Origin of the sequence: Parapedobacter flavus (assembly GCF_035818675.1) — a bacterium.
In the GTDB taxonomy this organism is placed as follows: domain Bacteria; phylum Bacteroidota; class Bacteroidia; order Sphingobacteriales; family Sphingobacteriaceae; genus Parapedobacter; species Parapedobacter flavus.
Window position 1 is genome coordinate 186,046 of record NZ_JAYKZZ010000016.1, and the last position, 19,823, is coordinate 205,868.

Consider the following 19,823-nt stretch of genomic DNA (forward strand, 5'->3'; position numbering starts at 1 on the left):
ATATGCTTATGACAGAAACGTATACACAGACAGTCTCTTCCCGTGAGGTCGACAGGCATTTGGATAGCGATGTTATCCGGTTGGATGCCGATGACCAATTGTTTTACGACATGCTTAAAAGTGAACTGGATGCGCTGCTTCGCCAGCCGCACTCGGAGATAATAAGTAAGATTACGTCGTATTCCCAGACCCGGCGCGCGCCGTTGATTTAAAAGGGGAATTATCCAAAACATGTTAAAAAAAGAACGCTACCAGGCTTTTGTGGCGTATTTCTCTACGCACAATCCAGATGCCCAAACCGAACTGAACTACCGAAACGCGTACGAGTTGCTCGTGGCTGTTATCTTGTCTGCACAATGCACAGACAAGCGGATTAACCAGGTAACCCCCGCATTGTTCGGGCGGTTCCCCGAGGCAGAAAGCCTTGCGGCAAGCCATCCCGACGAGGTGTTTACCTACATACGCAGCGTGAGTTATCCTAATAACAAGGCCAAGCACTTGGTGGGTATGGCTAAAAAGCTGGTCGACGATTTCGGCGGCGTAGTGCCGCAATCCATAGAAGACCTCCAGAAGCTACCGGGTGTGGGCCGGAAAACGGCCAATGTAATTGCCTCCGTAGTATATAATGCACCTGCTATCGCAGTAGATACGCATGTGTTTCGGGTGGCCAATCGAATCGGTTTGACCGATCGTGCAAAAACGCCCCTGGCCGTGGAGAAACAGTTAGTAAAATACTTACCGAGAGATACATTGGCCATTGCGCACCATTGGTTAATTTTACACGGCCGGTATATCTGTGTGGCCCGAAAACCCAAATGCGAGGAATGCCCCATCACGTGGATGTGCCGGTATTACGAGAAAGTGATCCGGCCGAAGCTGGAGGTCGGGTCTCTAGCACCAGATCAGGCATCGGTTACGAAAGACACGAAAATAAAAACGAAAAAAATTAGTAAATAAAAATAATTTGATTTACATTTGACGAACAAAATACTAATAAAATGAGTAGCCAAGAAAAACTGAAAGCCCTGCAGCTGACATTAGATAAGCTGGAAAAGTCCTACGGAAAAGGTGCCGTGATGAAATTAGGAGATTCGGCGGTAGAGCCGATTGATTCGATATCAACCGGTTCGATTGGATTGGACATAGCATTGGGGATCGGCGGGGTGCCCAAGGGCCGGGTTATCGAAATATACGGTCCGGAGTCGTCGGGTAAAACCACACTTGCCACGCACATCATCGCCGAAGCACAGAAAACGGGTGGCATCGCCGCAATCGTCGACGCAGAGCATGCATTTGATAAATATTATGCACGTAAACTTGGGGTGGATATCGAGAACCTATTGATTGCCCAACCTGATAATGGTGAACAGGCATTGGAAATCGCCGACAACTTGATTCGTTCCGGAGCAATCGATGTGATCGTTATCGACTCCGTGGCCGCGTTGGTGCCCAAAGGTGAGATTGAGGGCGAAATGGGAGATTCCAAGATGGGGTTGCAAGCCCGCTTGATGTCGCAAGCATTACGGAAACTTACAGGCACCATCTCCAAAACCAATTGTTGCTGTATTTTCATCAACCAATTGCGTGAGAAAATCGGGGTCATGTTCGGTAACCCAGAAACCACGACGGGGGGAAATGCGCTCAAATTCTATGCGTCCGTTCGCCTTGACATCCGCCGCATGGCACAAATCAAGGATTCGGACGAAGTGGCAGGAAATCGGGTGAAAGTAAAGATTGTAAAGAACAAAGTGGCACCGCCCTTCCGGATTGCAGAATTTGACATCATGTTTGGTGAAGGTATTTCCAAGGCTGGCGAAATCATCGACCTAGGGGTCGATTTCAATATCATCAAGAAGTCCGGCTCTTGGTTCAGTTATGGCGATACCAAACTTGGCCAAGGGCGCGATGCAGTGAAAACCTTGCTATTGGATAATCCGGATTTGATGGATGAATTGGAAACAAAAATAAAGGCAGAGGTTACTGCTGAGAAATTGGAAGAGCTTTAATGCTAGTCAAGCGGTAAGGCAGTGCTCATTTAACAAAAACTTAACACTTGTGTCGCTTTTTCGGCACGAAAGTTGATGATACCATCATGTAAAATTGTCTTTTCATAATTTAGGTTTATAATTGGTTAGTTAGAAGGCCCTGATTCTCCCCGTTTCAGGGCCTTTCTTTATGCTTTTTTTTAATCGTTTAGCTATTATAACTTTTTGTCAATAAGCCGTGCTAGTGATTTGCCTGTCTTTGCAAACCCTTCAGCAATCCGGTCGTTGGTATTAGGTATGCCTACAAAAGCGATATCTCCGGGGGCTTTGTCAGCCTCAATGGCTAAGAGCACATTATCCGGGTTGCCAGACTCGACAAACTGCAAGAGCGTGCTGATTTTTGCATGCTGTTTCATGACCCCGCCAAACCATCCCGGATAAATCCAAGTGGTCTTCACGATTAGGGTATAGGGGGCGTTACCTTCGGTAACAAATTTAAGGTTGGCCTTCGAACTTTCAGTGGCAATGGTGGTAAACTTCTCCAAAAAACGCTCGTTCTTGAACGACTCCCAGTCTTTTATCCAGTTGGCCGACTCGCCGGGTTCTTTCTCGTCAATCTCTTTGACCCGCTTATCAATGTATTCCTGTTCTGTGAGGTTTTCGTTATAGAACGTTACCTCACTGAAGTCCAATTTTGTTACAATGGTTTCCTGACCTTCCAAGAAGCCGAAGTCGCCAGCTATGACTTTCATCTTCTGTGCGAACCCTACCGTAACGATAAGCATCAGGGTAGCAGCGGTACTGATTAATTTTTTCATGGTGCTTTGTATTTATATTTGTATATTGGTGTTGCTAAGGTAGTTGTTTTCCCGTATTTGCCAAATTAATTTTACCTGGGTATTAAAGCCTTACAAGTACATAAATTGATTAATTGTGAAAAGCGCTCGTCCCCTTATTTTTCTGCTGTCGCTGTTTTTAGCGACAATTATCGTTGGTCAGCAAAAGCAACAGAAGGTTGATCTCATCGAAATGGATGCCGGGGTGGTACTGGGCCATAACCCGAGAACCAATTCTTTTAACCATGCAAAAAATATATCAATTCATTACTGCACTCTTGATGCTGTTCAGCTGCCACATTGTCGCAGGCCAAACCACACTTGCCATCCGCGGCTTTTGCATCGCCGCGCCGAGCCCCGATCGCCTACGTGATTTTGTTAAATTTATCGACGAAGAGCTGGCCCCACGCGGTGTCAATACCTTAGTGCTACGGGTAGACCATAACTATGCATTCAAACGCCATCCGGAACTCCGCGGTGACAATCCGTTATCAAAGGGAGAAGTGAAGCAGTTGGTTGCGATCTGCCAGAAACATAACATACGGATTATTCCCCAGATTAACCTGCTGGGTCATCAGTCGTGGGCCGGGACATTGGGAAAACTACTCGAGGTTTATCCGCAATTTGACGAAACACCCCACGTACAGATGCCGGAGGAATATGCATGGCCTAACGCTGATGGCCTGTATTGCAAAAGCTATTGCCCGCTGCATCCCGAAGTGCACGACGTGGTTTTTGACCTCGTCGATGAAATCTGTGATGTTTTCGAGGCGGATGCCTTTCATGCCGGCATGGATGAGGTCTTTTACATCGGGCACGACAGTTGCGAGCGTTGTGCAGGGCATAATAAGGCGGAACTGTTTGCCAATGAAGTGAACAAAATCGCCAACCATCTGGCGCAGCGCGATCGGCAACTATGGATTTGGGGCGACCGCCTTATCGATGGTAAAACCACCGGCATCGGCATGTGGGAGACTAGCATGAACAACACCCACCGTGCCATAGGCCTCATCAACAAAGACGTGATGATTTGCGACTGGCACTACGATCAGCCCGTTCAGACAGCAGTATATTTTGCGATGAAAGGGTTTTCGGTAATCACCTGCCCTTGGAGAAAGGGTGACGTCGCTATCGCCCAATTACAGGATATGGTTCGTTTCAAACACCGTGCTAGCGGGGAGATGGCACCGCGTTACCAAGGCATGATGCAAACCGTATGGAGCGGCGCGGGGTCGTTTCTTGATGAATTCTATAGTAATGAACCCCTAGGTAAAGAGAGCGAAGTAGCTTGTTTCAAGGCACTGTTTGCTGAAATCGGAAGGCGCTAGGCCTACTGTTTGGCGAACGTCAGATTATCGGGGCGGGCCTGTGGTCAAAAAGGAAATTCCAAGATTAATCCCTAACTTTGCCATATGATTGAACTTCCTGTCATTCCAGCGAATCAATTGCAGCGCAAGCCCGATTGGTTGCGCGTGAAACTGCCGGTAGGTAAAGAATACCGGCATGTGCGTAGTTTGGTAGATGAACATAAGCTGCATACCATCTGCGAGAGCGGCAATTGCCCCAATATGGGCGAATGTTGGGGGGCAGGCACGGCCACGTTCATGATACTCGGCAACATCTGCACTCGCTCCTGCTCGTTCTGTGCCGTAGCTACCGGCCGGCCGCTGGCGGTCGATATGGACGAGCCCAATCGGGTGGCCAGCTCGGTGAAACTTATGGAGGTGAAACATTGCGTTATCACGTCGGTGGATCGCGATGACCTCAAAGACGGCGGATCTACGGTGTGGGCCGAAACCGTGAACGCCATCCGCCGCGAAAGCCCGGACACGACACTGGAAACACTTATCCCCGATTTCAAGGGGAACTGGGAAAACCTTGAGCGCGTACTGGCCGTGCGACCTGAAGTTGTTTCACACAACCTGGAGACCGTGCGCCGGCTTACCCGCGAAGTGCGCATCCAAGCCAAGTACGACCGAAGCCTCGAATGCCTGCGCCGCATCTCCGCTGCCGGATTACGTACCAAGTCGGGCATCATGCTTGGCTTCGGTGAAACCGAGGCGGATGTCATTGAAGCGATGACCGACCTGTATGAGGCAGGCGTACACATCCTTACGCTGGGTCAATACCTGCAGCCCACCAAAGCGCATCACCCCGTTGTGGAATGGATTACACCCGATCAATTCAAGTACTACCAGGAAGTAGGGTTGCGTATGGGCTTCAAATATGTGGAGAGCGGCCCGCTGGTGCGTTCGTCATACCACGCCGAAAAGCATCTGTTTGATATGCAGTGAAAGCTGCCCCGCAAACCATCGAGAAGCATGGAAGAAGTTTTCGTACAGACACCACTTGGAATCACCGCTATCAAAGGTGATGAGGATGGGATCGTTGCGGTTTCCGTGCTGAAGGACGATACCGTAAAGCCATCCCAAGAAATTCCCGATTCATTGACCGATGCCGTGGCACAGCTCAGAGCGTACTTCACCGGGAAACGGCAGACGTTCCAGCTGCAACTCAACCTGAAAGGAACGGATTTCCAGAAAAGTGTTTGGGAGGAACTCCTTAATATACCCTACGGGAAAACGATTTCCTACTTGGAACTATCCCGGCGCCTCGGCGACGTGAAAGCGATACGGGCGGCAGCCGCCGCCAACGGACAGAACCCACTTTGGATTGTCATTCCCTGCCACCGTGTAATTGGCAGCGATGGGGCCCTTACCGGATATGCCGGTGGCCTATGGCGGAAAAAGTGGTTGCTGGAGCATGAAAGCCCCTACAAGCAGCAAGCCTTATTTTAACCCGAAGTCTCCGGCGGCGTTAGTACCCCGCAGTATACACTATCCGAAATCTCGCCTGAAAAGGCATTCCGGAACGCCGCATACACATGCACCGGTTGTTCGATACGTCGTAGTGCGTCTAACACCAAGCTTTCGATACCTTCTTTACGCTCTGCGCCACTTTCCCTAAAATGGCGGAATAGGTAGCCGTCGTAGAGCAGTAACACGAGCCTGTCCTCGCCCCAACCAGCTTCCGGATGCTCCCAACGGATGGTCAGCCGATTACCCTCCAGTTCCGCCGTGGCGTTTAACGGGGGCCCCAGCGTGCCTCGCGAAATCAATACCTTTGCCGGATTGACAAATGGCTTGTCTTCCTCATCCAGATCGATTGCATTCTTCCGGACATACGATTGTGCCAATTGAAATGCCCCTACGCGACTGCCGGGAGGGGCCTCCTGCTGATATCCGAATTTAACGATGTTCTGGATGGGCGAGAGAAATTTAGATACGGCTTTCATTTTTGCCTGGTTTAAAAGCTCTAGCGGTGTAAAGGGCTTGATCCGTTTACCCACTGACCGCATTACTTGTTCGCCGTTTAGGGTGTACCCCACTACCGCTCCTATCTTTCCCCTAAAGGGGCCATTGATACCCTGATGCCCGATTGCCATAATATCTGCTCTTAGTTCTTCCCTAGTGTGAGCTCAATCAAATGTACAGTAAATAAATTAGAAATAGTGAATTAATATGCTATTGATAGTGCTATACCTTTGTTAACCCTATGTAGAAGCACTATTATATCCTTGTTGAAGCATAGTAAATATAGAGAGAATAACGGATGGATTTCGGCTGGATCTAGAAAATTTGACGATGGAATATCATTTGATGCGCGCTAAACCAAGTATATTTGCGAGATGATCCATTCGTTGATTACCAAGCTGGCCCTGGTCGCCGTCATGTGCTCATGCGTGTGGCAGTTGGCCGTCGGGCAGTATCGTATAGACAGTGCGCAAGCTGTTCGGCAGCAGAAGCTGGAGCGGCTTGCAAAAGACTCAAGTGCTGTGAGGGCCGAGGACATACAGCGGCCCTATTCACGAACGCCCCCAACGCCAAAAGCACTTAGCGCCACTGAACGTGAGGTCATCCTGTCGGGCGATACCACCCTATTGATGCGGGTTATCCAAGATACCGTAGCCGCGGAAGAAGCGATACTACGAACGCAGTCGGAAGATATCGACCCCGGGGAACCGTTGCTCCCACTACTGGCCAAGCGCATGTATTTATCGGTGACGGACTCGCTGCACCCCGGCGTGGGCATCGCGGCTCCACAAGTAGGTATCAATCGTAACTTGATTTGGGTACAGCGTTTCGATAAACCGGGCGAGCCGATGGAATTATATCTCAACCCGAAAATTACCTGGCGCTCCAAATTGTTGCGCAAAGGATTGGAAGGCTGCCTTTCCATCCCCGACACCATGGGTCAGGTATTGCGCAATTATACCATACGCCTAACCTATCAGGATAGCGAGGGTGTTCAACACGAGGAAATGGTAGAAGGCTTTACCGCCGTGATTTTCCAACACGAAACGGACCACCTCTATGGTATTCTTTTTTCCGACCGCCAGGCCGAGCAGACACAAGAAGCTTATCACCGCATCAATGGCGAAACCGAACTCTATTTGAAGGAACGGCTCCGGCGGCAATGATTATGATAGCGCGTTTGATTTTCCAGAATTGAATCTTGCGCCTCACAATTAATTGTTATAATTGTCCAACCGTGAGCAGTAAACAGTCATACGACGCCATCGTCATCGGCTCCGGCCCCAACGGGTTGGCAGCGGCCATCACCTTGCAACAAGCAGGGGTGCAGGTGTTGTTGCTGGAGGCTAAATCCACCATCGGCGGCGGAATGCGTACCGCCGAGCTCACACTCCCGGGCTTCCACCACGATGTGTGTTCGGCCGTGCACCCCATGGGGATGGCGTCGCCGTTCCTAAGTTCGCTGCCTTTGCACGCGTTCGGACTTGAGTACATCCATCCCGACGTGCTGGCTGCCCATCCGTTTGATGATGGTACAGCAGCGGCACTTTACCGGTCTCTCGATGAAACGGCAGCAGGGTTGGGAGAAGACAACGCCGCCTACCAGCGCCTCTTCGCGCCGTTAGTGAGAAACTGGCCTAAAATCGATAGCCACATCCTCGGACCGATGCTGAAGATGCCGAAGAACCCCCTTGCGTTGGCAGCTTTTGGCTTGAAATCGCTCCAGTCGGGAAAACAGGTGGCCGCACGTTTCCGAACCCGCGAAGCGAAGGGCCTATGGGCCGGTATCGCCGCCCACAGCATGATTCCACTGGAAAGCCTCACCTCGTCTGCTATTGCCTTTGTGCTCACCATCGCCGGGCACCGGGGTGGGTGGCCGATACCGAAAGGCGGGTCGCAATCCATTGCCGATGCCATGGCGAGCTACTTCCAATCGCTTGGGGGTACGATCCGAACCGACACAGAAGTCAAAGCGTTGGGCGACCTGCCCGAGGCAAAAGCCATCCTGTTCGATACATCGCCCAAGCAGCTCCTGGAAATCTGCGGAGATAGGTTGTCGCCCCTTTGCCGATGGCAGTTAAAGCGCCACCGATACGGAATGGGGGTATTCAAGGTAGATTGGGCATTAAGTGAGCCTGTCCCGTTCCAGGCCGACGCCGCAAGGAAAGCCGGGACCGTGCACCTTGGCGGCACATTCAATGAAATCGCTGATAGCGAACGCCAAATATGGAAGAACAACCACCCGGAAAAACCCTTTGTGCTGTTTGCGCAGCAGAGTGTATTCGATGCGTCTCGGGCGCCGGCCGGCCACACGGGGTGGGCTTACTGCCATGTGCCCAACGGATCGACCACTGACATGACCGAAGCCATCACCAATCAGGTCGAACGTTTTGCACCGGGCTTCCGCGATACCATACGTGCAGTGCATACCTTTAATACAACCGACATGGAGGGATACAACGCAAATTATATCGGAGGGGATATCAACGGCGGGGTGGTGAACATCGCACAATTGTTCAATCGCCCTACACTTCGGTTATCTCCTTATCGTACTTCCGCGAAAGGTTTATATATTTGTTCGGCATCTACGCCACCGGGTGGAGGAGTACATGGTATGTGCGGCTACTACGCAGCCAGGCAGGTGCTAAAAGATATTTTTTAAGCTAACTTTTTCTTTTTCTATTATGTCATCATCACGTATAAAGCTCACGGAAGATTGGGCGGTTGTTTTTTTGGGTTTTCTCATCATCTTATTAGCTGTCGCTGGTCTGTCCATACCGGTTCCCCAGTATAAGTGGAACGATGGCGCGGCACTAGCTTCCCTGTTTACCGCTTCCAACGGCACGAGTGTTTTCTTCCAGTTCTTGTTTGCCTATGCCATTGTCATCATCGGGGCCTTCATTACCGGCAAATCCGTCAAATCGCAGCTTGTGGGGTTTCCGTTTGTATTCCTGCTCACCATCGGGGCGCTTATCTTATCGGGCAATTTATTCTTGAAGGAACTGGGGCTGGAAACGGTTATTTTCAGTTTGTTAATCGGATTATTGGTGGGCAACCTGTTTAAGCTGCCCCAATGGTTCAGGGAATCATTGAATGCCGAACTGCTTGTCAAGATCGGGTTGGTGCTGTTGGGTACGCGGGTCATCTTCTCGGATATCCTCACCGCAGGGTCGCTCGGCTTGGTCCAATCGCTCATCGTTGTCTTATCGGTATGGTATTTCGCGTTCTGGCTATGCCGCAAGTTTAAGGTGGACGACGAGCTGACGATGATGATTTCGAGTGCGGTTTCGATCTGCGGCGTATCGGCGGCCATCGCCACATCCGGAGCCATCAAAGGAGATTCGAAGAAGCTGTCGTACGTCGTGGCTATGGTATTGATTACTGCGATACCGATGATGATAGCCATGCCGTACATCGCCAATGCGCTCGGTTTTCCCGAAGAGGTAACCGGTGCCTGGCTGGGGGGTAGTATAGATACCACCGGGGCGGTTGTCGCATCGGGCAGCCTGGTGGGCGAGCGCGCGTTGGAAATCAGTACCATTGTCAAATTTTCCCAAAACGTGTTGTTGGGGATTGCAGCACTTGCCATTTCCATCTACTGGACCTATCGTGGCACACCGGATGGCGAATACGTGGAGAAGCCAGGCGTGGGCGTTATTTGGGAACGCTTTCCTAAGTTCGTGCTGGGTTTCATTGGTGCATCGCTGCTGTTTTCGTTCGTGCTGGATGAAGCTACGGTAACCGCGGTGAAAGGGGGTGTCAAAAATATCCAAGGGTTGTGGTTCGCATTGGCTTTTACCAGCATCGGACTCGAAACGAATTTCAAGGATCTCTTGGGACATAATAGCATCAAACCGTTCTACGTGTTCCTTGTCGCACAGTTTTTCAATATCTTGATTACGCTGGCCGTTGCCTGGTGGTTGTTTGGGTAGTAGGCACCGTACGCACGTTAATCGAAGGTAAGATAGGGCGTGTATCCTGTTTTTTGTATCAATTCTTGCCCTTGTGCAGAACGTACCCAGGCAATTAGTTCTTTGTAAAAAACTTTTAACTTTCTTGAACGGGTTCAAGTTTTTTCCGGCAACCGCGAGGTATCTTTGTTCCGTAACAAAAATTAATTACACCATGGAAAGACGCATTAATATCGAACAAACAGAACCAAAAGGCTACCAAGCTGTTTTTGCTTTGGAAAAATACTTGGCTCAATCGCAGCTCACTCCAACGCATAAGGAATTGCTCAAAATCCGGGCATCCCAGATCAACGGATGTGCTTTCTGCATCGATATGCATACCAAGGATGCCCTGAAAAATGGCGAGACCGCACAGCGCATCTTCTTGTTGAATGCCTGGCGCGAAACCGACCTGTTTACTGAAGAAGAGCGTATCCTGCTGCAGGTAACCGAAGAAGTGACGTTAATCAGCCAGCAAGGGCTGACAACCGCTACCTACCAGGCAGCGTTGAAAGCCTTTGGCGAGAACTACTTGTCGCAAATTATCATGGCTGTCGCGACGATCAACGTATGGAACCGTATCGCGATCAGTACGCTCACCCCTTTGCCTGTGTAAGGGTCGCTATTCATTCATGCGCATACTTTCTTCCTAAAATGCGCAGTTTTTATGCCTTTTAATGTCTACTAGATTAGTATACTTTTGTTGCCGTTAGCAACTAAAGTATTTTCTAATGATATTAACACCTCTACGTATTCATTTAAAGGCAATCAGGCGGATTGCCTTAACAAGTCTTGGAATAACCGTGTTCACACTGCTCCAGGCCCAAGAGACCCAACCGTTAATCAACGCGACATTTGAGGGCGTGGTACAAGATGCGGAAACGCAAGAACCACTCGCGGGGGCTACGCTTCAGTTGGAAGGAATCACCCATAGTACCAACACCGACAGACAAGGTCATTTCCGTTTTGTAACCGGCCAAAAGTTACCGATTACGGTTATCGTCTCTTACCTTGGTTATGAAACCAAAGCGGTGGTGGTGACGGAAACCAACGTAACCATCGGGTTAACGCGGCGTGCAACGGGACTGGGAGAGGTGGTGGTTACCTCACGCCGCCGCAGAGAGCTGCTGCAGCACGTGCCGATACCAGTATCGGTAGTGGGCGGCGCACTTGCCGAAGAGAGCGGCGCCTTCAATGTGAACCGGCTGAAGGAGCTCGTTCCTACGGTGCAGCTATATTCTTCCAATCCGCGCAACACTGGGCTAAGTATCCGTGGTTTGGGTACCACCTTTGGGCTCACCAATGATGGCATCGATCCTGGCGTGAGTTTTTATGTCGACGGTGTCTATTATGCGCGAACTGCGGCTACCACCCTCGACTTCATTGACGTAGAGCAGATCGAGGTGCTGCGCGGGCCGCAAGGCACCCTGTTTGGTAAAAATACCGTCGCCGGTGCGTTCAATCTCACTACCCGCAGGCCTTCGTTCACGCCAGAGGGCCGGGCTGAGCTTAGCTACGGAAATTATGGATACATCCAGGCAAAAGCATCGGTGAGCGGTCCGTTGAACGACCATTTAGCTGCACGCTTGTCGTTCAGCGGTACGCAACGCGATGGGGTGCTCTACAATGTGGCAACCCAGCAACGGTTGAATGACTTGAACAACCTCGGGGTGCGCGGTCAACTCCTATACGCGCCGTCCGAAACTTGGCAGGTGTTGGTGGCAGGCGACGCCACCCGCCAGCGCCCCACGGGCTATGCGCAGGTAATTGCCGGCGTTGCGCCGACGCAGCGGCCGGCCTACCGGCAATTTGACCAGATCATCGCCGATCTGGGTTACGAATTGCCCAGTCGGGATCCGTTCGACCGGCTCATTGACCACGATACCCCTTGGCGCTCTGGCCAGGATCTGGGCGGGGTTTCAGCCAATGTGGATGTGAAGTTAGGGCCGGGTACACTGACGGCAACCACCGCTTGGCGGTATTGGAACTGGATGCCTTCAAACGACCGTGATTTCACCGGCCTGCAGGGCCTCGCGCTGTCGCAAGCGCCCTCCCGCCACGAACAGTGGTCGCAAGAGGTGCGCTGGGCGGGCGATATCTCGCCGAAGGTGAGTGCTGTGGTGGGCCTTTTTACGTTCGGTCAGTCGCTCCATGCGGATTCTGCGCATACGGAAGAAGCGGGACGGAACCAATGGCGTTTTTCGCAGAATTCGGAAAGCGACTTGTGGCAGACACCGGGGTTATTGGATGGCTACGGCATAAAAACGTATCCCAGCTTGGAAACATTCAGTGGGGCTGTGTTCGCGCAGGTCGATTGGAAAATTACGTCAACGCTTCGCCTGTTGCCCGGTATCCGGATCAATTACGATAAAAAGGAAGTCGATTTCCGCCGCGAAACCTACGGGGGCCTGCAAACCGATGATCCCGAGCTGCTTGCCATTAAGAATGCGGTCTACGCGGCGCAGGCTTTCCAAGCCGATATCGATAATACCAACGTATCGGGTCAGGTTACCCTCGCTTACGAACCATCTGACAAGGTCAATACGTTCGCTACGTTTTCCACAGGCTACCGACCCGTAGGGCTGAACCTCGGCGGACTGCCACGCGAAAACGGACAAACCATGTTGGAGTTAGCGGTGATTAAGCCGGAGCATGTCCAGCATTATGAAGTGGGCATCAAAGCGCAGCCTATCCGCAGTGTTTCGTTGGGATTGACCATCTACAACACCGAGGTTAAAGACTACCAGGCCCAAGTGCAATCGGCAGATTTATCGGTAAACCGCGGTTACTTGGCCAATGCGGAGCACATCCGGGTAAATGGCGTGGAAGCGGATGCCACCGCGAAGCTCGGCTCGTTCTTCTCGCTATACGCTTCATTGGCGTATACCAATGGCAAATATGTCAAGTTTACCAATGCGCCGCCGCCATTAGAAGAAGTTGGCGGCCCCACCTTTAAAGATATTTCGGGCGGAAAGTTGCCTGGTATCTCCGAATGGGCTACCTCATTCGGCGGTGAGGCGGTAACCAACACCGCGCACTTATTCGGACAGGAGGGTGAATTTGTTTTCGCGCTGGATGGTTTCTACCGGTCCTCGTTTTCGTCGAGTGCATCGCCGTCCACCTACCTCATCGTAAATGGCTACACACTGGTTAATGGGCGCGTCGGTTTCCGTGCCACGAAAGGGGTTTCACTTTTTGTTTGGGGGCGGAACCTCTTCAATACCGACTACTTCGAACAACTGCTGCCCGCTGGGGGCAGTGCCGGCCACTATGCCGGTGTGTTGGGCGACCCGCGAACGTATGGCGTTACCTTGCGATACGCGTTTTAGGACTGTTAATGGTATCGGCACCAACGTATTGCCTCAATAGATAAACGTAAAAAAATACCTACTAAATTAGTAGTCTTTTTATAAAAAATAATACCTTTACCTCCCGAAAGGGAGATAAGGTGAAGGAATGGTGTTTTTGGTGTCTAAATGTACGACGATGGAACAGACTGCTATTCTGGCAAAAGTCAAACGCTTGCGAAAAGAGCGCGGGTTGTCGCAGGCCGAAATGGCGGACGCTTTGCATATCGCATTGAAGACCTACCAGAATATCGAAGGGGGCATCACGCGGATTGACATCGAGCGGCTGGGGCAGATCGCAACCGTGCTGGAGGTAACGCTGCATGATTTGGTGGGTTCGGAAAAACCGCCGCATGAAGATGTCGAGCGTCTTATCGCGGAAGAGAAGGCACTGTACAATAAAATAATCCACGATAAAGAAGCGTATATTGCGCAGCTGGAAGACAGTATCCGTTTTTACCGCGAAATGTTGAGGGAAGGGAAGACGGTTTGAGTGATAATATCCGCATGACACCTCCGAAATCGAAATTGCCGCATACCGGCACGTCCATATTCACCCAGATGAGCCAGCTGGCAGCACAGCACGGGGCGATTAACCTTTCGCAGGGATTTCCCGATTTCGACTGTTCGCCGCGGCTCGTCGAGTTGGTTGCCCAGCACATGCGGGGCGGGCACAACCAATATGCACCTATGGCAGGGGTGGCAGCGCTTCGCGAACGGATTGGTGCGAAAGTAGCCGATGCGACGGATTTTTGCTACGATCCCGAGACCGAGATCACGGTGACCGCCGGGGCAACGCAGGCGTTGTTCACCGCTATGGCAGCATTGATCAGTCCGGGCGACGAAGTGATTTTGTTCGAACCGGCTTATGATGCCTACGCGCCTACCGTACGCCTATTCGGTGGTGTGCCCAAGCCGGTTACCCTGTCGCACCCGATTTTGCCATCAATTGGGAAGCGGTAGCGCAATTGATGAGCGACAAAACCCGACTGATCATCATCAATTCGCCCAATAACCCGACGGCGCGGGTACTCGGTGATGCCGATTACCGCGCGCTTTCGCGCGTTGTGGCCGGTCGCAATTGCTACGTGTTGAGCGACGAGGTTTACGAGCACGTGGTGTTTGATGGCGAAACCCACCGCAGCGCTGTACAATATCCCGAATTGCGCGAGCGCACTTATGTGGTCGCCTCTTTCGGTAAGCTTTATCACATCACGGGCTGGAAGGTAGGCTATTGCCTAGCGCCCGCAGCATTGATGGCCGAGTTTCGTAGGGTACATCAGTTTAATGTATTCAGCGTCAATACCCCTGCCCAGTATGCGCTGGCCGATTTCATGGATCGGCCGGAAGAATACCTGGAGCTTAACGCGTTTTTCCAAGCGAAGCGCAACCTATTGTTAAGCGGGCTGGCCGGCACACCCTTTAAGGTGCTGCCTTGCGAGGGAACCTATTTCCTGTTGGCGGATTATTCGGCCATCAGCAACCAGCCCGAGCAGGCGTTTTGTCAATGGCTTACGCAGCAACATGGGGTCGCCACTATTCCCGTAGCCGCATTCTATACCGGTTCAATCAATCAGGGCTTGGTCAGGATCTGTTTCGCAAAGCGCGAAGAAACATTGGAAAAGGCAATAGAACGCCTCATGGTCGTCAAAACGGCATGAGGCGTTTGATTTATTGGTTCGTTACCCAACCTTGCGTACGCCGGTGGTGGCACCGCCGTCTAGCGTAAGGTCCACCGGCTTGTTCTGCTTCCAGGCGCCCCGCGTAAAATCGGGGATATCCAGCGATTGCGAGCGCCGCGCCACCGATTGTTCACTCAATGGGAATATGCTGCTCCACGCTACGCCATCATAAACGTCTTGGTCCAGCGGTAACCCATTGCGCAGGCAATCGATCAATCGCCAGTCCATGATGAAGTCCATACCACCATGGCCGCCCACCTGTTTGGCCGCTTCACCCACGTGCTTAATGAGCGCGGGGGTATACTTATCGTAGAGTTCTTTCAGTTCCTCGTCTTTTACCCAGTTGTGGCCAAATGCAATGCGTTCGGGCGCCGGCCATTTGCGGGCTACCCCCTTGGTGCCGCTGACCAGGTGGATGCGTGAGTAGGGCCGCGGTGACGTAACATCGTGCTGTACCATCATTGTTTTGCCCTTTGCCGTATGAATCATGGTGGTGTTCATATTGCCGCGGTAAGTGCGTCCGGCAAATCGTTCGAAAAACGCATCATCGGCAGCCTTCGCATCGGCAGTTTCGGCCATCATAAAGTCGTTGGTCGACATGGACACGAGGTAATCCATCTTATCGCCACGGTTTATATTGAGGCACTGGGCAATCGGCCCCAAGCCATGCGTGGGGTAGAGGTTGCCGTTGTGTGTGGCATTCATCCGCAGTCGCCACATGTCGGCGTAACCGTCTTTGTTGAAGTTGAGATCGAGCAGATCGTGGATATACGCCCCTTCGGCATGTAGAATCTCACCGAACAAGCCATTGCGCGCCATGTTGAGCGTCAGCATCTCGAAGAAGTCGTAGCAGCAGTTTTCGAGCATCATGCAGTGTTTCTTTGTCCGCTCCGACGTTTCGACCAACTGCCAGCATTCATCCAGCGTAATGGCGATGGGCACCTCGCTCGCGGCGTGTTTGCCATGCTCCATCGCATACACCGCCATCGGTGTGTGTAGGTCCCACGGGGTACAGATATAAACCAGGTCCAAATCCTCATTGGCCACCATGTCTTTCCATCCGTCCTCGCCCGAATATTCCTTCGCCTTGGGCAGGTCGGCTTTCTCCAGAATGCCCTGGGCCTTGGTGGCCCTTTCCGGAAGTTTGTCGCACAGGGCCTTGATTTCGACGCCTTCAATGCGCGACATGCGGTTCACCGCGCCGGGTCCACGCTGGCCCAAGCCAATGAATCCGATCCGCACTTTATCGATTTTTGGTGCCGCGTAGCCGCTCATGTTGAATCGTTGCGGAAGCCCCGGCTGGGCATTGAGCAACCAGTCGTTGCCGGTTTCATGTACCTCGCGTGCCACGGCGGGCAATGTAGCCACTGCTCCCGATAGCAAGGTGGCGCTTCTCAAGAAATTTCTACGGTTATACTTCATCTGTATATATTTTAGTCTTCAAGGGTTAGTACCTGTCTCGCCTCCGCGGGATGGGGTTGTTCGTTTAACAAGTATAGTACAGTTTACTGAGTTATCAAAATATTAAGGTAACGCAACCGTTTGTTTGAATATTATTTTTTCTTCCGTGGAGCGTTCATTCAATCCGTCCCCCATTCAGGGTCGCCCTATATTTCAACAAAGCTTCCAGGTAGTAATAATCGGCATAGGCCAACGGCACATCGATTTCATTATCATGCGGAATGGAGCCCACACTATGCTTTAGGATAAATCCATTATTGGTACCCGGCTGCGCCAGATAATCGGCAGACGATAGGGCCTGCAACATCTTGATCGCTGCAGTTTTATAACGAGCTGCTTTCTCCGGAGTGGCCATTTCTGAAAGGCTCAACAATGCCGAAGCGATGATTGCACCGGCGGAGGCATCCCGATAGGTATTGGGGATTTTGGGGTCATTGAAATCCCAAAATGGGATAAGGTCATCCGGAAGATTAGGATGATTCAAAATATAATCGGCGATGTGTTGTGCCTGCGCCAAATAGCGTTCGTCGCCCGTCGCGTCGTAACAAAGGGCATAACCATACACAGCCCATGCCTGCCCGCGGGCCCATGCCGATTCGTGTGCATAACCTTGCGCTGTGTGCCGATGCCTCACTTCTCCTGTTTCCGGGTCATAGTCGACCACATGGAAAGAGCTATAGTCTGGTCGGAAGTGGTTTTCCAGGGTACGGTCAGCATGCGAAACAGCGATGTTATAAAAAGAAGAATCGCCACTTAATTCGGCAGCTTTGAAAAGGAGTTCCAAATTAATCATGTTATCGATAATTACCGGATATTCCCACCCTCTTTCAGACTGCCAACCCTTGTCGACGTCCCAGGATAAGATAGCCCCCACCTTTTCATTATAGCGCTTGCTCAATGACCGGGCAGCCTGCACAATAATGTCTTTATATGTCGCATTGCCCGTCAATCGGTAACCATTCCCATAGCTGCTATTAATCATAAAACCAACATCATGATGGCCATGAAAGTCTTTAACCGGTTCTAAATAAGCCGTCCATTTTTCTGCTTCCGTTTTCCATTTTTGGTCCTGACTATATTCATAAGCGTACCATAGCGTGCCCGGGAAAAATCCGCTCGTCCAATCGTAGATGCCCGACAAGGTGTTTTTACCATTTTTGCCCACCGACTTGGGTAAGAATTTGCTATCGGTACGGTATTTAGCAATCGTATCAAGCATGTTAGCCAGTTGGATTTCTGCCCTTGCAAACCCACTGTCAATCACAGCCCCTTGCGGAGTTTCGCCCTTTTGTGCCGTGCAACCCACGAATGATGAAGCCATAAAGCACAGCACCGCGATCCCTAATAAATTTAACTTTAGCATAATTCTCATCTTTAATCAGTCGATTTTTGTTCTAACCGCATCAGCTCATCGAAATCCGGGGCCATATGGTTTCGTTGTACCGGACTGAGGTACTCCGGGAACTTTTCGGGGTCAAAGGGGTCGAAATAATAAAGGCCCGCTCTGGCAAAAAGTACCAGGTGATTCGCTAACCTTTCTGTAAATTTCGAGTAATCCTTCTTCTTCGGGTCGGACCATGCCGATTCGGCCAGTGCCGTAATTCTGGGGAACAGCATATAATCAATATGTTCATCCGTAGATAAGGCTTCTGTCCAAAGGTTGGCCTGTATACCTTTGATCAGTTTGTTTGCGTTCGGATAGGCCATGAGTGCTTCGGAAGGGAAGTCGTAAACGGCCTCGATGGGCACGAAACCCTTTTGCCATTTGCGACCGATGGTATGTGAACTATCCTGAACAAAATCAAAATAGAGCGGCAGCCTGGGGCACAATATGGTGTTGAAGCCCTTATCAAGCCCTTTTCTTAATTCTTCCGGTTTATCGTGCCGCCACCATAACACGGTGGTCCCCTTTATAGGGAGATCCGACCCCACCACTTCATCCCAAGCAAACACTTCGTTATTCAGCCTGAATACACTGTCGGCCATCCGTTGGATGAAGTAATTTTCCACCTCCTTTAGCGTCTTCAGCTCCTGCTCGCGCATCAGCGATTGAACAGACGGATCTACCTTCCAGTTTGCATTGCCAAAATGGACTTCATCGCCGCCCAAATGAATTTTCTGAAACGGGAATAATGCATCGACCTCCCTCAAGATGTTCGTCAGGTATTCATAAACTGTGTCCTTTCCGGGGTTAAATGTAAAATCGGGATATCGTTCCGACCCGCCGCCGCTAAACTCCGGATACGCCATGTTAGCAGCGGTTGCATGTCCCGGCATATCAATTTCAGGGATGATCTCGATATGTCGTTCCGTGGCGTAAGCCACAATTTCCTTAATGTCTTCCTGCGTATAATATGCGGCTGTTGAAAGCGGGTCCGAGTGATTCCCTATTCCGCCCACCAGTGTCAACCTGGGGTACTGCTTTATCTCAATCCGCCACCCCGGTTGATCCGTGAGGTGCCAATGAAACCGATTCAGTTTGTAGAAAGCCATCCAATCCAAAATACGTTTCACCGTTTCCTTTCCAAAAAAATGCCTGGATTCGTCGAGCATGACCCCTCGCCATTCAAAGTAAGCTTTATCTTCGATGTCCCAGCAGGCAAGGTGTAACGCATCGCCTTTTCGATCGGTCTGCCTCACGATCTGCATTAAGCTCATCACCCCCAAAAACAACCCCTCATCATCGGATGATGTGATGTGGATCTGTTGGGAATTCATGGTGAGGCGATAGGCTTTATCCGCCAAGCTCCTATCGGTCGATAAACTCAGCAAAATCGCAGGCTGGGTTCCTGAATCTTGGATAGTAACCGGAATACCGGTATATTTCAAAAGCTCCTTTTGCAGAAAATAGCCCGTGTTCTCCGCTTCCTTATCCGCGATAATAATCGGCGTTGCTTTGGTAAGCATGAACTCCTCATTCACAGGCGTACTTACCAAGGGCTTCGGTATGATGGGTACTTCCGTTCCTTTTGCTGCAGCGGCGTGGATCGTTAGGAAAAGAACAATAAATACAAATGCATCGAACCTCATAGCTTTTTTATGATCAGTAACCCCTGGGCCTGCTAATTACGAAGGATTATTACAATTTCTCACAGCAAGGTAGAAAAGGTTAATCAGAAAAAGAAACCCAATACTAACGCAATCGTTTGTCTAATTACAATCGGCTATATGGGCGCCTTGTGCGCGCCATTGCGTAAACAGAACAATCGATTACGGTTGGCAATAAATCGGCTTTGACGCGCTGCCGT

Annotated in this window: 19 protein-coding genes; 14 read left to right on the top strand and 5 right to left on the bottom strand. The window is 51.0% G+C overall.

Annotated elements, in window-relative coordinates; all coding sequences use genetic code 11:
- Window positions 1-8: 8 nt before the first annotated feature.
- From U9S71_RS14050 to recA, 3 genes are read left to right on the top strand one after another with little or no spacing between them, the layout of a single operon-like run.
- On the top strand, window positions 9-212 hold the full coding sequence (locus U9S71_RS14050) for a hypothetical protein (protein WP_326328144.1): 204 nt from the start codon (window positions 9-11) through the stop codon (window positions 210-212).
- Window positions 213-231: 19 nt separating this feature from the next.
- Window positions 232-957 (top strand): endonuclease III, encoded by a 726-nt coding sequence (nth, locus tag U9S71_RS14055; protein WP_326328145.1) that lies wholly within the window; start codon window positions 232-234, stop codon window positions 955-957.
- 41 nt (window positions 958-998) lie between these two features.
- Window positions 999-2,006 carry a recombinase RecA gene (gene recA, locus U9S71_RS14060; RefSeq protein WP_326328146.1) on the top strand — a complete coding sequence of 336 codons (1,008 nt, stop codon included), beginning with the start codon at window positions 999-1,001 and terminating at the stop codon, window positions 2,004-2,006.
- A gap of 194 nt (window positions 2,007-2,200) precedes the next feature.
- Here recA and U9S71_RS14065 read toward each other — a convergent pair whose 3' ends face one another.
- On the bottom strand, window positions 2,201-2,803 hold the full coding sequence (locus U9S71_RS14065) for a hypothetical protein (protein WP_326328147.1): 603 nt from the start codon (window positions 2,801-2,803) through the stop codon (window positions 2,201-2,203).
- 263 nt (window positions 2,804-3,066) lie between these two features.
- Between U9S71_RS14065 and U9S71_RS14070 the strand changes: the two genes are divergently transcribed.
- The 3 genes from U9S71_RS14070 to U9S71_RS14080 all read left to right on the top strand — a co-directional run bounded on the left by U9S71_RS14070 (window position 3,067) and on the right by U9S71_RS14080 (window position 5,619).
- Window positions 3,067-4,149 (top strand): family 20 glycosylhydrolase, encoded by a 1,083-nt coding sequence (locus tag U9S71_RS14070; RefSeq protein WP_326328148.1) that lies wholly within the window; start codon window positions 3,067-3,069, stop codon window positions 4,147-4,149.
- 84 nt (window positions 4,150-4,233) lie between these two features.
- On the top strand, window positions 4,234-5,115 hold the full coding sequence (lipA, locus tag U9S71_RS14075; RefSeq protein ID WP_326328149.1) for a lipoyl synthase: 882 nt from the start codon (window positions 4,234-4,236) through the stop codon (window positions 5,113-5,115).
- Between the two features lie 27 nt (window positions 5,116-5,142).
- Entirely contained in the window at window positions 5,143-5,619 is a 477-nt protein-coding gene (locus U9S71_RS14080; RefSeq protein WP_326328150.1) for a methylated-DNA--[protein]-cysteine S-methyltransferase, read from the top strand.
- Here the strand turns inward: U9S71_RS14080 and U9S71_RS14085 are convergent.
- Window positions 5,616-6,266: a DUF6266 family protein gene (locus U9S71_RS14085; protein ID WP_326328151.1), complete on the bottom strand. Its 651-nt coding sequence runs from the start codon at window positions 6,264-6,266 to the stop codon at window positions 5,616-5,618. The two genes, U9S71_RS14080 and U9S71_RS14085, sit on opposite strands and share 4 nt — an antisense overlap.
- 243 nt (window positions 6,267-6,509) lie before the next feature.
- Here U9S71_RS14085 and U9S71_RS14090 point away from each other — a divergent pair, with 243 nt between their 5' ends.
- The 8 genes from U9S71_RS14090 to U9S71_RS21090 all read left to right on the top strand — a co-directional run bounded on the left by U9S71_RS14090 (window position 6,510) and on the right by U9S71_RS21090 (window position 15,093).
- Complete coding sequence (locus U9S71_RS14090) at window positions 6,510-7,301, top strand: peptide deformylase (protein ID WP_326328152.1); 792 nt, start codon at window positions 6,510-6,512, stop codon at window positions 7,299-7,301.
- Window positions 7,302-7,372: 71 nt separating this feature from the next.
- Window positions 7,373-8,797 carry a phytoene desaturase family protein gene (locus U9S71_RS14095; protein ID WP_326328153.1) on the top strand — a complete coding sequence of 475 codons (1,425 nt, stop codon included), beginning with the start codon at window positions 7,373-7,375 and terminating at the stop codon, window positions 8,795-8,797.
- Window positions 8,798-8,819: 22 nt separating this feature from the next.
- Window positions 8,820-10,067 (top strand): YeiH family protein, encoded by a 1,248-nt coding sequence (locus tag U9S71_RS14100; protein WP_326328154.1) that lies wholly within the window; start codon window positions 8,820-8,822, stop codon window positions 10,065-10,067.
- Window positions 10,068-10,260: 193 nt separating this feature from the next.
- Complete coding sequence (locus tag U9S71_RS14105) at window positions 10,261-10,701, top strand: carboxymuconolactone decarboxylase family protein (protein ID WP_326328155.1); 441 nt, start codon at window positions 10,261-10,263, stop codon at window positions 10,699-10,701.
- 115 nt (window positions 10,702-10,816) lie between these two features.
- Window positions 10,817-13,414: a TonB-dependent receptor gene (locus U9S71_RS14110; RefSeq protein WP_326328156.1), complete on the top strand. Its 2,598-nt coding sequence runs from the start codon at window positions 10,817-10,819 to the stop codon at window positions 13,412-13,414.
- A 157-nt stretch (window positions 13,415-13,571) separates the two neighbouring features.
- Window positions 13,572-13,925, top strand: coding sequence for a helix-turn-helix domain-containing protein (locus U9S71_RS14115; RefSeq protein WP_326328157.1), 354 nt, complete (start codon window positions 13,572-13,574; stop codon window positions 13,923-13,925).
- Window positions 13,926-13,939: 14 nt separating this feature from the next.
- A complete protein-coding gene (locus U9S71_RS21085; RefSeq protein ID WP_436410329.1) occupies window positions 13,940-14,395 on the top strand; it encodes an aminotransferase class I/II-fold pyridoxal phosphate-dependent enzyme in 456 nt (151 codons plus the stop codon).
- A complete protein-coding gene (locus U9S71_RS21090) occupies window positions 14,377-15,093 on the top strand; it encodes an aminotransferase class I/II-fold pyridoxal phosphate-dependent enzyme (RefSeq protein ID WP_436410332.1) in 717 nt (238 codons plus the stop codon). Before U9S71_RS21085 ends, U9S71_RS21090 begins: the two co-directional genes overlap by 19 nt.
- A 21-nt stretch (window positions 15,094-15,114) precedes the next feature.
- Here the strand turns inward: U9S71_RS21090 and U9S71_RS14125 are convergent, their stop codons facing one another.
- The 3 genes from U9S71_RS14125 to U9S71_RS14135 all read right to left on the bottom strand — a co-directional run bounded on the left by U9S71_RS14125 (window position 15,115) and on the right by U9S71_RS14135 (window position 19,605).
- Window positions 15,115-16,536, bottom strand: coding sequence for a Gfo/Idh/MocA family protein (locus U9S71_RS14125; RefSeq protein WP_326328158.1), 1,422 nt, complete (start codon window positions 16,534-16,536; stop codon window positions 15,115-15,117).
- Window positions 16,537-16,690: 154 nt separating this feature from the next.
- Window positions 16,691-17,938: a glycoside hydrolase family 88 protein gene (locus U9S71_RS14130; protein WP_326328159.1), complete on the bottom strand. Its 1,248-nt coding sequence runs from the start codon at window positions 17,936-17,938 to the stop codon at window positions 16,691-16,693.
- 11 nt (window positions 17,939-17,949) lie between these two features.
- Window positions 17,950-19,605, bottom strand: coding sequence for a beta-N-acetylhexosaminidase (locus U9S71_RS14135; protein WP_326328160.1), 1,656 nt, complete (start codon window positions 19,603-19,605; stop codon window positions 17,950-17,952).
- Window positions 19,606-19,823: the final 218 nt, after the last annotated feature.

Excerpts from the sequence above, each read along its gene's own strand:
- U9S71_RS14050 (WP_326328144.1), top strand. The coding sequence starts at position 9 with ATGACAGAAACGTATACACAGACAGTCTCTTCCCGTGAGGTCGACAGG.
- nth (WP_326328145.1), top strand. The coding sequence starts at position 232 with ATGTTAAAAAAAGAACGCTACCAGGCTTTTGTGGCGTATTTCTCTACG.
- recA (WP_326328146.1), top strand. The coding sequence starts at position 999 with ATGAGTAGCCAAGAAAAACTGAAAGCCCTGCAGCTGACATTAGATAAG.
- U9S71_RS14065 (WP_326328147.1), bottom strand. The coding sequence starts at position 2,803 with ATGAAAAAATTAATCAGTACCGCTGCTACCCTGATGCTTATCGTTACG.
- U9S71_RS14070 (WP_326328148.1), top strand. The coding sequence starts at position 3,067 with ATGCAAAAAATATATCAATTCATTACTGCACTCTTGATGCTGTTCAGC.
- lipA (WP_326328149.1), top strand. The coding sequence starts at position 4,234 with ATGATTGAACTTCCTGTCATTCCAGCGAATCAATTGCAGCGCAAGCCC.
- U9S71_RS14080 (WP_326328150.1), top strand. The coding sequence starts at position 5,143 with ATGGAAGAAGTTTTCGTACAGACACCACTTGGAATCACCGCTATCAAA.
- U9S71_RS14085 (WP_326328151.1), bottom strand. The coding sequence starts at position 6,266 with ATGGCAATCGGGCATCAGGGTATCAATGGCCCCTTTAGGGGAAAGATA.
- U9S71_RS14090 (WP_326328152.1), top strand. The coding sequence starts at position 6,510 with ATGATCCATTCGTTGATTACCAAGCTGGCCCTGGTCGCCGTCATGTGC.
- U9S71_RS14100 (WP_326328154.1), top strand. The coding sequence starts at position 8,820 with ATGTCATCATCACGTATAAAGCTCACGGAAGATTGGGCGGTTGTTTTT.
- U9S71_RS14105 (WP_326328155.1), top strand. The coding sequence starts at position 10,261 with ATGGAAAGACGCATTAATATCGAACAAACAGAACCAAAAGGCTACCAA.
- U9S71_RS14110 (WP_326328156.1), top strand. The coding sequence starts at position 10,817 with ATGATATTAACACCTCTACGTATTCATTTAAAGGCAATCAGGCGGATT.
- U9S71_RS14115 (WP_326328157.1), top strand. The coding sequence starts at position 13,572 with ATGGAACAGACTGCTATTCTGGCAAAAGTCAAACGCTTGCGAAAAGAG.
- U9S71_RS21085 (WP_436410329.1), top strand. The coding sequence starts at position 13,940 with ATGACACCTCCGAAATCGAAATTGCCGCATACCGGCACGTCCATATTC.
- U9S71_RS14125 (WP_326328158.1), bottom strand. The coding sequence starts at position 16,536 with ATGAAGTATAACCGTAGAAATTTCTTGAGAAGCGCCACCTTGCTATCG.
- U9S71_RS14130 (WP_326328159.1), bottom strand. The coding sequence starts at position 17,938 with ATGCTAAAGTTAAATTTATTAGGGATCGCGGTGCTGTGCTTTATGGCT.
- U9S71_RS14135 (WP_326328160.1), bottom strand. The coding sequence starts at position 19,605 with ATGAGGTTCGATGCATTTGTATTTATTGTTCTTTTCCTAACGATCCAC.